The organism is Ekhidna sp., from assembly GCF_965228795.1.
GTDB lineage: Bacteria > Bacteroidota > Bacteroidia > Cytophagales > Cyclobacteriaceae > Ekhidna.
Genome location: NZ_OZ245839.1, coordinates 1,693,779 through 1,706,807, shown reverse-complemented (window position 1 = coordinate 1,706,807; position 13,029 = coordinate 1,693,779). Strand labels below are relative to the sequence as shown.

Sequence of the window (13,029 nt, the reverse complement as noted above, 5' to 3'; positions counted from 1 at the left end):
GTACGGAACAGGGTTCTCCTCTTCATACTTAAAAAAAATTATCTTATCAATCCCACTTAAGGTCTGAGTCAGAATCGGATACCTCTGCATTAGCTACAGCATGTTCCTCGTCAGAGTTTCTATCAAATTGTGTGAAATCAACTTCAGGCATTAATTCATCCTTCACGTGATTCACTGTAGAATTAAGTGCATTTACAAATTTGTTGAAATCTTCTTTATACAAGAAAATTTTATGCTTTTCATAGAAAAAACCATCGTCTTTTGGTTTCCTTTTACTTTCCGTAATCGTCAAGTAATAATCATTCGACCGTGTCGCTTTCACATCAAAAAAGTATGTACGCTTTCCCGCCTTTACTCTCTCAGAATAGATCTCGTCTCTTCCTTTTTCGTTATTATCTTCCACTTGTAAAAATTTTGTGTTAGGTGTTAGTTTGTTACCAAAATCGGGGCTAAATATACTGCTTTATATTTTTTATATGCAAAACAAATGGCGGATTAGCCGTTGAATAGTACCATATGACTTCAAACATCTCTGAAATTAACCAATATGATAACCTGGGATTAATTGCCAAGCAGCTAGTTGATGGCTTTATCACAGGACTTCATAAGTCTCCTTATCATGGTTTCTCTGTAGAGTTTGCAGAGCATAAACTCTACAATTTTGGTGAAAGTACCAGACACATCGATTGGAAGGTGTATTCCCGAACTGATCGCTTATACACCAAACAATACGAGGAAGAGACGAATTTAAGGTGCAGAATTCTGATTGATAATTCTGCCTCTATGCATTACCCTAAGCCCGGAAAGGACAAACTCAAATTTTCAATTTTTGCTGCATCAGCCCTGTCTTATTTGCTGACTAAGCAAAGAGATGTGGTGGGGCTATCTGTGTTCTCTGACAAAATAGAAGAGGAAACGGACCTGAGAAGCACTAAATCGCACTTAAATACCATACTCACTAAACTTTCAGATCTTCAACAAACTACTTCAGAAGGAAAAACCAATATCTCTACTGTCCTACATGAAATCGCAGACAAAATCCATAAACGATCATTGGTGGTGATTTTTTCTGACATGTTCCAAAACAGCAATGAAGATGAATTACTAAATGCACTACAGCATTTAAAGCACAATAAACATGAAGTCATCTTATTTCATGTATCTGATTATGAAACCGAATTAAACTTCGAATTTGAAGATCGCCCCTATAGGTTCATAGATTTAGAAACTAAGGAATCTATCAAAATCAATCCTCATGACATCAAAGACGAGTATCGGAGGGAAACTTCAAAATTCTATCAAGACCTGAAGATTAAGTGTGGAATGATGAAAGTAGATTTCGTACCAGTCAATACAAACGATTCATTTGATAAAATCCTGGGGGCTTACCTGATAAAGCGTAAGAAAATGAGGTGATTACAAGTGTAACCACTCTTTCTTTGCTGTCAGCTCTTCTTCTGACTCTACGTAATCAGGATCCGGAACACAACAATCCACCGGGCATACAGCAGCGCATTGAGGCTCTTCATGAAAGCCTGTACATTCAGTGCACTTACCAGGAACGATGTAGTAAAACTCATCTGAAACTGGTTCCTGTACTTCTTTAGCATCTACCTTAGACCCATCTTCCATTTCAATATCCTGGAGATCAGTACCATCTGCCCATTTCCACTCAACTCCACCCTCATAAATCGCCGTATTTGGGCATTCGGGTTCGCATGCACCACAGTTGATGCATTCATCGGTGATCATAATTGCCATAAAAAATACTTTTTGTCGTGTTCTAAATGAGGGAACAAAATTAAACCCAATAAGTTTGCAGCCCAACCCGCATTTAGAGACTATTTCAACTTTTTTATGAATATTCAAGATAAAATCAAGGCATTTACACTTCTAGGAGAAAAATTCGCCGCTCTTTCGGACGAAGAAATTGAAGAATTAGCTAGCGTAGCTCAATCAAGAAACGGATGGTTTAGTAAGGAAAGTATTCAAAATGTATTCTCAGGAATTGCATTTATGCTGAAGGAAGAAAAGCTAAACACATGGACTTCCAAATATGATTTTGAGTCAATCATACCTAAGGTTGTAGGGATAGTAATGGCTGGAAATATTCCATTAGTTGGGTTTCATGATTTACTATCTGTATTGATCTCAGGACATTTTGCAGCAATCAAACCAAGTAGCAACGATGAGTTCCTAACCAGAACAGTCATAGACTGGATTTTAGAAATTGAGCCACGATTCAAAAAGAGTATTGAAATAAGAGAAAAGCTTACGAATATCGATGCTGTTATTGCCACCGGTAGTGATAATACAGCCAGGTACTTTGAATATTATTTTAAGGATATTCCTCACATCATTCGAAAAAACAGGACATCAGTAGCAATTTTAACCGGAGAGGAGTCAGAGGAGGATTTCAAAGAATTAGGATCAGATATATTTTCCTACTTTGGTTTAGGATGTCGCAACGTATCTAAAGTATTCACTCCTAAAGGATTCGATTTAACAAAAATCTTTCCTCACTTCGAGCCATTCAGCGATATCGCAAATCACAATAAATACCGTAATAATTACGATTATTATAAATCCATCTATTTGGTAAACAAAACCCCTCATCTGGATACCGGATTTCTACTTGTTACCAGTAATGATAATCTGGTGTCACCCATAGGTGTACTTTTTCATCAGGAATATGACGATAAACAACGCTTAGAAACGATTCTTACAGATCAAAAAGATAAGATTCAATGCATTGTTGGAAAAGATTACATCCCTTTTGGCAAAGCCCAACGACCTGAATTATGGGACTATGCAGATGATGTGAATACGCTTAAGTTTTTGTCAGAATTGTAAGAATTCTTACGTCTATTTCAATTTTGATTGAGGTATCGAAATCAAAATTGAAATCAATTATTTTTGCTCGCTTTTAGTCGGGATATGAACAGCGAAAGAATTTAGAATGAATACATACAACGAATACATCAAGGAAATAGAAGAAAGAAAAGCTCAGGGGCTTCAACCAAAGCCAATCGATGGTGGTGAATTGCTACGTGAGATCATTGAATTAATCAAAGACACTGACAATGCTCATCATGCAGACGCGCTTCAATTCTTCATTTACAACACCTTGCCCGGAACTACACCTGCAGCGGTTGTAAAGGCAAAGTTTTTAAAGGAAATCATACTTGGTGAATCGGTTGTGGAAGAAATCACTCCTTCTTTCGCTTTTGAATTGCTTTCTCACATGAAAGGTGGTCCATCCATTGAGGTGCTTCTTGATATTGCATTGGATGATAATGAAACCACTGCTAAGCAAGCAGCTGATGTGCTGAAGACGCAGGTATTCTTATATGATGCAGATTACGATCGGTTAAAGGAAGCTTTTGAAAACGGCCATGAAATCGCGAAGGAACTATTAGCGAGTTACGCAAAGGCTGAATTTTTTACCCAGCTTCCTGAAGTAGAAGAAGAAATTAAGATCGTTACTTTCATTGCCGGGGAAGGAGATATATCTACCGACTTGCTTTCTCCCGGAGCAGATGCCCATTCCAGATCTGACAGAGAGCTGCACGGACACTCCATTTTTGAACACAACAAGGAAAAACAGAATGAGCTAAAAGCTATAAAAGAGCAGCACCCTGATAAGCGTGTGATGTTGGTTGCAGAAAAAGGAACGATGGGAGTTGGTTCTTCCAGAATGTCAGGTGTAAACAACGTAGCACTTTGGACGGGTATCCAGGCCAGTCCATATGTACCGTTTGTTAACATTGCTCCGATCATTGCCGGAACGAATGGCATTTCACCGATCTTTTTAACTACCGTTGGAGTTACAGGCGGTATTGGCATTGACTTGAAAAATTGGAGGAAAAAGACTGATGCAGATGGAAACATTGTTGTTGATGAAAATGGGGAGCCAGTTTTGGAAGAAGTATACTCGGTAGCAACTGGTACCGTGCTTACCATCAACACTAAAAAGAAAAAGCTATTCAAAGGAGATCAGGAGTTGATTGACATCTCCGCCTCTTTGACGCCTCAGAAACTTGAATTTATTCGGGCGGGAGGTTCCTATGCAGTTGTTTTCGGGAAGAAGCTACAAACATTTGCAGCTAAGACATTAGGTATAGAAGCGCCAACCGTTTTTGCTCCATCGAAGGAGGTTTCAAAAGAAGGTCAAGGGCTTACAGCTGTTGAGAAGATCTTCAATAAAAATGCCGTTGGAACTACCCCTGGTAAAACATTGCATGCCGGATCGGATGTACGTGTAGAAGTAAATATTGTAGGATCGCAGGATACAACAGGCCTAATGACTGCACAGGAATTGGAGTCGATGGCAGCTACTATCATATCTCCGATTGTGGATGCCGGTTATCAGTCAGGGTGCCACACAGCTTCTGTTTGGGATAAAAAAGCACAAGCGAACATTCCTAAGCTAATGAAATTCATGAATGATTTCGGACTTATCACAGGACGTGATCCGAAAGGAGTATATCCGGCCATGACCGATGTGATTCATAAAGTATTGAATGACATCACCGTTAATGACTGGGATATCATCATTGGAGGTGATTCACATACACGAATGTCAAAAGGTGTCGCTTTTGGAGCTGACTCAGGTACGGTGGCATTAGCGCTTGCAACCGGGGAAGCTTCAATGCCTATCCCGGAATCAGTAAAAGTGACTTTCAAAGGAGAGATGAAATCTTACATGGACTTCCGAGATGTGGTTCATGCTACGCAACAGCAAATGCTAAAGCAATTCGGTGGTGAAAACGTATTTCAGGGTCGAGTAATAGAGGTACATATTGGCACACTGACTGCTGATCAAGCTTTCACATTTACGGACTGGACCGCTGAGATGAAGGCAAAAGCTTCTATTTGTATTTCAGAAGATGAAACCTTAATTGAATCATTGGAGATTGCAAAAGGTAGAATCCAGATCATGATCGACAAGGGCATGGACAATGAGCAACAAGTGCTTCAAGGACTCATTGACAAAGCAAACAAGCGAATCACAGAAATCAGATCAGGAGAAAAACCTGCGCTTACCCCAGACGCCAGTGCAAAGTATTATGCTGAAGTAGTTGTGGATCTTGATATTCTAGGTGAGCCTATGATTGCGGACCCTGACGTAAACAATGAAGATGTCTCAAAAAGATATACGCACGATACCATCAGACCACTTTCATACTATGGTGGAACCAAAAAAGTTGATCTTGGATTCGTTGGTTCTTGCATGGTTCACAAGGGAGACATGAAGATTCTTGCACAAATGCTGAAAAACATCGAGCAGCAACATGGAAAAGTGGAGTTCAAGGCTCCTTTAGTTGTTGCACCTCCTACTTACAATATTGTAGATGAGCTAAAAGCCGAAGGTGACTGGGAAGTATTGCAGAAATACTCAGGATTTGAATTTGATGACAATAAACCTAAAGCTGCTGCCCGCACGAAATACGAAAACATGTTGTACCTGGAGCGTCCCGGATGCAACCTATGTATGGGTAACCAGGAAAAAGCTGAGCCGGGTGACACGGTCATGGCTACTTCGACCCGATTATTCCAGGGTAGAGTAGTGAAAGATTCAGATGAGAAAAAAGGAGAATCTTTGCTCTCATCGACTCCTGTTGTCGTGTTATCCACGATCCTTGGTCGCACACCTACCATGCAAGAATATGAAGCTGCTGTAGCAGGCATTGACCTGACTAAGTTTAAGCCATCGAGCAAGAAGCTTGTAGCTGCGTAGTTTAGCTAATCTATAAAAACAGAAGCCCGAGTCATTGATTCGGGCTTTTTTTATAAAAGTTGGTCACTCCAAATTCTATTAATACCTTCCATCATTTTTAGTTGATTGCTTTTTATATACTTGCCGGCAACAGTAAAGAATATCCACGCAACTAATCTCAAATGAACAAACTGAATCCATCCATCAAAAACCATTTACTGGTGGGCCTGCTCTTCGCTGTGTGGGGTTTTCTGTTCATGTGGATGATAAAACCATTTAGTGATGATACAACGGGTTTAATATTTTGGATCAGATCTAGTGTTGGATTCAACGTGATCGCGTTCTTTACATACGCACTCATCGCTGTTGTTCAAAAAGCGGTTTATGTCAAATTAAAAAGATGGTCAATTGGCCTTGAAATCTCTATACTCTTACTTTTCTACATCCTACACACAGTAGGCACTTTCGCGTTGTATAAGAGTCCGTTAATCACCGGGGGATATACTTTTCTTGAATGGAATACAGAAGTCATGATGAAAGCGGCCATTGTCAACCTCACCATTTTAGCCATTGCTAGAAGTTACCTCATCAAGCTTTTACCTACTAAGGAAAATATACTGACCATAAAGGGTGATAACAAACTAGACATTTTAAAAATTAAGCAATCAGAATTGATTTGCGTATCTAATGCGCAGAATTATGTTGAGGTTTTTTACATTCAAAGCGAAGCACTTCATTCCAAACTCTTACGAACCTCTTTAAAGAATCTTAAAGAAGAATTTGATTTCTTACTTCAAGTTCACCGGTCACACCTCATTAATCCATCTCACTTCAAATCCTGGAAGAACTCAAGCACTATATGCCTGACCGAACTGGAGCTACCCGTTGCTAAAACCTTCAAAAAGGAACTGCTACCCTGCTGATTTTCATACCTGAAACCTAGGCTTTGGTACCAGGCTATTTTTTGCGCCTTTTTTTATACCTAAAAGGAGCAATTTCATACCTAAACCTCTAAAAAAACTCAATAGAGAAGTTTTTCGATTCAGTTTTGTCTCAAATCGAAAAACAAAAAGACCATGAACAAATTCACTTTACGGCAAATACTTATTCCATTTATTACTACTTCAATGATCATCTTCATATGGTTCGGGCCTATTCCTAGAAATCCATTAGAGAACATCTTGATTTCAATATTGATCATTTTTGCCAACTATCTGGAATTCGGAGGAAAACCATTTTTTAGACTTGGATTTCGGTGTGAAAAATTCACTCTAAAGAACATCCTTGTACTAGCCCCTTTGATCAGCTTAGCACTCTTTGCTTTTTATGTTTTTGTCGTGGTTCCTGGAATTACTAAGCTCACTGGAGTTCCTATTGATTATTCAAGCTTTGATCGATTGGAAGGAAATCTCCAAGGATGTTTAATTGCCCTCATAGTAGTATGGGCCACTGCGGCATTTGGAGAAGAAATTATTTTTCGAGGTTACTTCATGAGGCAACTTGTGAAGTTCTTTGGAGAAAGTAAGGTTAGCATTCTATTGAATATCGTCCTGCTAAGTTCATTTTTTGGTTTTATGCATGGCTATCAAGGCATCACAGGGCAACTTGTTGCGGGAGTTATTGGGGCGCTCTTAGCCACGATTTTCTACCTACGTAAATACGATTTATGGTTCGTCATTGCTGTACATGGCTTTTTTGACACATTCGCTTTAGCATGCATTTATTTTGGCATGACATGATTTCATAGTAACAGCCATTAGATTGGTGTCTTTATGTAAACTTGGCTGACTTGCTATCAAAAATCTTCTCCTCGAACCATTTCAGTGCATAAATGGTTATTTTACAAATTGTTTAACCTTTAAATGCCAAACCGAATGCCTCAAGATTTTCTAGGAATTGAAAAACAACTATCAAGTCGATTAGGAGAACACAAGTATTTTAGCCTTTCTGAATTGGCAAAAAACAAGTCAGTCGTTAAAAAACTCCCCTACTCCATTCGAATCCTTTTAGAAAACGTCATCCGAAACTATGACGGATTTGCAGTCACTGAGGATCATATTGAAACGGTGCTTAATTGGAAAGAAACTGCAGGAAAAAAAGACATTCCGTATAGCCCGGCAAGGGTATTGATGCAAGATTTCACCGGTGTGCCTGCTGTTGTTGACATTGCGTCGATTCGGGCAGAAGTTGCACGAAAAGGAAAAGACACCAGCAAAACTAACCCGGTAGTACCAGCAGATATGGTCATTGACCACTCAGTAGTTGTTGATTTTTTCGGTGCAGCTGATTCTTATCAGAAAAACGTGGATCTTGAATATGAAAGAAATGAAGAACGATATAAACTTCTAAAGTGGGGACAACAAGCATTCACAAACTTCTCAGTAGTTCCTCCTGGAATGGGAATATGCCACCAGGTAAACCTTGAGTATCTGGCAAAAGGAGTCATTGAACGAGATGGCTATTTATTCCCTGATACACTTGTAGGTACTGACTCTCATACACCGATGGTAAACGGTATTGGTGTACTTGGCTGGGGTGTTGGAGGTATAGAAGCGGAAGCTGCCATGCTTGGACAGCCTATTTACATGATCCTGCCGCAGGTTATTGGACTGAAGATTACAGGCAAAATGAAAGAAGGAACGACCTCCACTGACCTGGTACTTACTATTACGAAGCTTTTAAGAGATTATGGTGTAGTAGGAAAAATTGTCGAAGTTTTCGGCCCGGGACTTGAAAACCTGGCCGTTACGGATCGGGCTACTATTTCCAACATGTCACCAGAGTTTGGATGTACAGATACCCACTGGCCAATTGATCAACGTACCCTTGATTACATGCGAAATACCAGTCGCACCGAGGATCACATTGACATGGTGGAAGCGTATGCAAAAACCAATATGCTTTGGAGAGATGATAATGCCGAAATTGAATATACGGATGTTGTAGAGTTGGATTTAGGAACTGTTGAGCCAACCATTTCCGGACCTAAGCGGCCTCAGGATAAAATCCTATTGCGAGAAGCTAAAGAGAAAGTCATTGGTCTACTGAAGGAGCAGGGTAGAGAATACATCTCTATTGCAGATCGAACGGCCGATTGGGCAAATGAAGGCGGCATGCCTGCACCTACTGTCAAGAACAAAAACGGAGTTCGAAGTGTAGATGTGAACATCGACGGAAAAGATTACGCCCTTTCAGATGCGTCAGTTGTAGTAGCTGCAATCACTTCATGTACCAATACTTCCAATCCAAGTGTAATGATAGGTGCCGGACTAGTAGCTAAAAAAGCATCAGAATTAGGGCTGAAAGTTAAACCTTGGGTTAAGACCTCATTAGCTCCGGGATCACGGGTAGTTACCGAATACCTGGAGAAATCAAATCTGCTTTCATATTTAGAAGATTTAAAGTTTTATACAGTAGGATACGGTTGTACCACTTGCATCGGTAACTCCGGAGACATGATCCCATCTGTGCAAAAGGCGGTAATCGAGAATGATATGGTAGTGAGTTCAGTGCTTTCAGGTAACAGAAACTTCGAAGCACGTATTCACCCAAACATTAAAATGAACTTCTTGGCTTCACCAATGCTGGTGGTAGCTTACGCACTTGCAGGGCATACTGACTTTGATATGAATAATGAGCCACTGGGTAGAGACAAGGATGGCAATGAGGTTTATCTAAAAGATCTCTGGCCTACCTCTCAGGAAATAGATGAGGTAATGACCAGTGTGCTAAGTCCGGAAGACTACAAGGATAATTACGAAACCATTTTTGATGGGGATGATACCTGGAGAAATCTTTCTGCACCAACCGGTCAGACATATGAATGGGACAGCAAATCAACATACATTCAGGAAGCGCCATTCTTCAAAAATATTTCTGAAGATGTTCCAGATCCAGATGATATCAAAGGTGCAAAAGTATTGCTTCAGGTTGGTGACATGGTTACTACCGACCACATCTCACCTGCTGGTAAATTTTTACCGGAACATCCGGCAGGTCAATACCTTGTTGATCGCAATGTTGATAAGAAAGACTTTAATTCCTACGGTTCCAGAAGAGGAAACCATGAGGTAATGATGCGAGGGACCTTTGCCAACGTTCGAATTAAAAACAAGCTGGCATCCCGAGAAGGTGGCTGGACCACCTATCAACCTACAGGTGAAGAAATGACCGTATTTGATGCCTCTATGAAGTATCAGGAGGAAGGCACTCCACTGGTGGTGATCGGAGGAAAAGAATATGGGTCAGGATCCTCACGTGACTGGGCTGCTAAAGGAACCCAACTTTTAGGAGTAAAAGCAGTGATTACCGAAAGTTACGAACGGATCCACCGCTCCAATTTAGTTGGCATGGGTGTTTTGCCCCTTCAATTCGCTGAAGGTGAGACTCAAGATACCCTCGGGTTAGATGGTAAGGAAACCTACGATATAAATGGAATATCAGAGAATTTAACTCCGGGTAAAATGGTGCATGTGACCGCAACCAAAGGAGATGGTACTAAGATTGAATTCAAAGCAAAGGTACGACTGGATTCCGGTGTGGATGTAGAATACTACAAGCATGGAGGAATCTTGAATTATGTTCTTCGGAACTTTCTGAAGGAGAATTAAGGACAAATAGACCGAATCGAAAAAAACCGGATCAAAAGTCCGGTTTTTTTGTTATTAATATCAGATAGTATCTTTAAACAAACAGAAACAACCTAAATATGAAAACGAATAAGCTTGGATTATTATCATTTTTAATGATTACCCTCATTGGGTTTTCATGCACAAATACCAAAAAATCAGAAGAAGGTTCCGATGAAAGTGCCGCATCTGAACCACAGATTACATTGACAAAAGCTCCTCCTTCTCCGGAATTCCCGATTGCAAACCTTATTGAGAGAGGAGATGCAGCAATAACACCAACAGACAGTGGGTATGCTGTAAACTACACATTTGATGTGCAAGAATACAATCTTGGAGAGCCTACTGAAGATTATGAAACCAGAGGAATAGCAAATTCTGCAAAAGGCCAACACATTCACTTTATTGTAAATAATGGCCCATATTCTGCGCATTATATGAATAGTCTAAATACTGAATTAGATGCTGGTAATTATGTGGTATTAGCATTTCTTTCACGCTCTTACCATGAGAGTGTAAAAAGTCCGGATGCTTTTCACATAGAGAACTTAGTAGTAGGTGATGTGGAACCAGATTCAGCTGATTTGAATGCTCCTCACCTATTTTACAGCAGGCCTAAAGGAACTTACGCAGGAGCTGATACTAAAAAGGTTATGCTTGACTTTTACCTATTGAATACTACGCTTTCAGCAGATGGAAACAAGGTGAAAGCAACCATCAATGGGAATGAATTTATGATTGATGAGTGGGCTCCATATTACATTGAAGGACTGCCTATGGGCAGAACCGAAATTAAGCTCGAGCTGATTGATGCAGAAGGAAACCTTATTCCAGGACCTTTCAATTCAGTTGAAAGAGCGATTACCTTGGAAGATGGCTCAGAAGAAATGTAAGCTTAGTCTTACGTCAGGAATTTGAAGTCGTCCTGCCTATGTGGTGGGGCGATTTTTTTTTGAATTGACCATAACACGACCATAATATCAATCCCCCTAGCCCCCTTCGCCAAGGGGGAAATTGTATCGTCCTAAATTATTTCGATTAGTTAACTCTAAATCTGGGGCAAAAAGGCTTCCAAAGTCCTAATTACATTATTGAAGTCTTTGATGACTTCTCTTTCGGAAAATCTAACAACCTGATATCCCTGATTTTTAAGGAACTCATCTCTCGCTCTATCATCTGCAACTTTAAATTGATGACTCCTTCCGTCTATTTCAATCACTAATCTTAGCCTTCGACATACGAAATCCACTATATAATTTCCAATTATGAACTGACGGTTAAATTGATAACCATAAAAACCTTTGGCTCTCAATAATTCAGACCAGAGTTTAACTTCAGCTGGAGTACTATTATTTCTTTGGTTTCTTGCTAACTGCTTTAAATTGTTACTCATTAATCAATCCCTGACCCCATTCACCTAGGGGTGGTAGTTATCACATAAAGAAAAATATAAAAATAGTAAGTTGATCAATATTAAACCTGATCAGATCACGAGTAATCTATTGGCAGATATCAGTTCCCCCTTTTTGAAAAGGGGGTGAGGGGGATTAGGTCATTTAAATTATCAATCCACCCACTCAGCCACAAAGAGATTCGTATCTCGTGTGCCTCCATTGTTTCGGTTTGAAGCCCAAACTAAATACTTTCCATCTGGGCTAAACATTGGGAAAGAATCAAAAGTGTCATCGAAGGTGACTTGCTCCAACCCTGTTCCATCCAGGTTGACTATGAAAAGATTAAATGGGAATCCACGCTTGGAAGCATGGTTAGAAGAGAACAATATCTTTTGTCCATTTGGGGTAAAGAATGGTGCCCAGTTGGCATTTCCTAAGCTGGTGATTTTCCTCGCATCCGAGCCATCCGCATTTGCCACATACAACTCCATTTTAGTAGGCTGTACCAGACCTTGAGACAATAGCTCTTTGTACTCTTTGATTTCTTCCTCTGTTTGTGGTCGCGAAGCTCTCCATACGATCTTGCTTCCATCCGGAGAGAAAAATGCTCCTCCATCATAACCCAACTCATCGGTTAGCTGAACTACATCAGTACCATCTAAATTCATGGTATAAAGTTCCAAATCACCCGATCGAGTAGAGGTAAAAATGATTCGATCTCCATTAGGTGAAACAGTCGCCTCTGCATCATATCCTTTCTCAGATGTTAATTGATTAACAATGTTTCCTTCAAGATCCGCAACGAAAATGTCATAACCGTCATAGATTGGCCATACATATTTACCGCTGGTTCGCTCAGGAGTAGCCGGACAAAGACTATCAGCTAAATGTGTGGATCCATAAACGATCAATGAATCTCCGGGCAGGAAGTAAGCACATGTGGTTCTTCCCAGCCCTGTACTTACCATATTGGGACGCTCTCCTTTTTGGGGATTGCTTACATCCAGCGTAAATATCTGATCGCATTCCACACCCCACTCTGAGTAGTCTGATTGAAATACCAAGCTTGCCCCATCAAAACTCCAATAGGCCTCCGCATTGTTACCTCCCCAGGTGAGTTGACGCACATTTTTCAAATGTACTTCCTGCTCATATCTTAGTGAATCTACATTGGTAGATTCTTGCTCTGTACTGGAGGATTGCTGGCAAGAAATTATGGCTAGCGATAGAAATAAAATCGTAAAGTTCTTCATCATTGGTATCTTCGAGATGCGAATCTAAACCAGAA

Annotated in this window: 11 protein-coding genes; 7 read left to right on the top strand and 4 right to left on the bottom strand. The window is 40.2% G+C overall.

Annotated elements, in window-relative coordinates; genetic code table 11:
* Positions 1 to 46 precede the first annotated feature (46 nt).
* Positions 47 to 403, bottom strand: a complete 357-nt coding sequence (locus tag ACQK2H_RS07770; RefSeq protein ID WP_425390867.1) for a DUF3276 family protein — start codon at positions 401 to 403, stop codon at positions 47 to 49.
* A gap of 113 nt (positions 404 to 516) precedes the next feature.
* Here ACQK2H_RS07770 and ACQK2H_RS07765 point away from each other — a divergent pair, with 113 nt between their 5' ends.
* A complete protein-coding gene (locus tag ACQK2H_RS07765; RefSeq protein WP_425390866.1) occupies positions 517 to 1,416 on the top strand; it encodes a DUF58 domain-containing protein in 900 nt (299 codons plus the stop codon).
* Here the strand turns inward: ACQK2H_RS07765 and ACQK2H_RS07760 are convergent, their stop codons facing one another.
* On the bottom strand, positions 1,417 to 1,761 hold the full coding sequence (locus ACQK2H_RS07760; protein WP_350216332.1) for a 4Fe-4S dicluster domain-containing protein: 345 nt from the start codon (positions 1,759 to 1,761) through the stop codon (positions 1,417 to 1,419).
* A 96-nt stretch (positions 1,762 to 1,857) separates the two neighbouring features.
* On the opposite strand from ACQK2H_RS07760, the gene ACQK2H_RS07755 reads away from it, so the two are divergent.
* From ACQK2H_RS07755 to ACQK2H_RS07730, 6 genes are all read left to right on the top strand, one after another.
* A complete protein-coding gene (locus ACQK2H_RS07755; protein WP_425390865.1) occupies positions 1,858 to 2,853 on the top strand; it encodes an acyl-CoA reductase in 996 nt (331 codons plus the stop codon).
* A 106-nt stretch (positions 2,854 to 2,959) separates the two neighbouring features.
* Entirely contained in the window at positions 2,960 to 5,740 is a 2,781-nt protein-coding gene (locus ACQK2H_RS07750) for a bifunctional aconitate hydratase 2/2-methylisocitrate dehydratase (protein ID WP_425390864.1), read from the top strand.
* Positions 5,741 to 5,901: 161 nt separating this feature from the next.
* A complete protein-coding gene (locus ACQK2H_RS07745) occupies positions 5,902 to 6,642 on the top strand; it encodes a LytTR family DNA-binding domain-containing protein (protein WP_425390863.1) in 741 nt (246 codons plus the stop codon).
* A 153-nt stretch (positions 6,643 to 6,795) separates the two neighbouring features.
* Positions 6,796 to 7,458 (top strand): CPBP family intramembrane glutamic endopeptidase, encoded by a 663-nt coding sequence (locus ACQK2H_RS07740; RefSeq protein ID WP_425390862.1) that lies wholly within the window; start codon positions 6,796 to 6,798, stop codon positions 7,456 to 7,458.
* 135 nt (positions 7,459 to 7,593) lie between these two features.
* Positions 7,594 to 10,329 carry an aconitate hydratase AcnA gene (gene acnA / locus ACQK2H_RS07735; protein WP_425390861.1) on the top strand — a complete coding sequence of 912 codons (2,736 nt, stop codon included), beginning with the start codon at positions 7,594 to 7,596 and terminating at the stop codon, positions 10,327 to 10,329.
* A 98-nt stretch (positions 10,330 to 10,427) separates the two neighbouring features.
* Positions 10,428 to 11,240, top strand: coding sequence for a phosphopeptide-binding protein (locus ACQK2H_RS07730; RefSeq protein WP_425390860.1), 813 nt, complete (start codon positions 10,428 to 10,430; stop codon positions 11,238 to 11,240).
* Positions 11,241 to 11,395: 155 nt separating this feature from the next.
* On the opposite strand, the gene ACQK2H_RS07725 is transcribed toward ACQK2H_RS07730, so the two are convergent.
* Positions 11,396 to 11,740, bottom strand: a complete 345-nt coding sequence (locus ACQK2H_RS07725; RefSeq protein ID WP_425390859.1) for an endonuclease domain-containing protein — start codon at positions 11,738 to 11,740, stop codon at positions 11,396 to 11,398.
* A 171-nt stretch (positions 11,741 to 11,911) separates the two neighbouring features.
* Positions 11,912 to 12,997 (bottom strand): TolB family protein, encoded by a 1,086-nt coding sequence (locus ACQK2H_RS07720; protein WP_425390858.1) that lies wholly within the window; start codon positions 12,995 to 12,997, stop codon positions 11,912 to 11,914.
* Positions 12,998 to 13,029 lie beyond the last annotated feature (32 nt).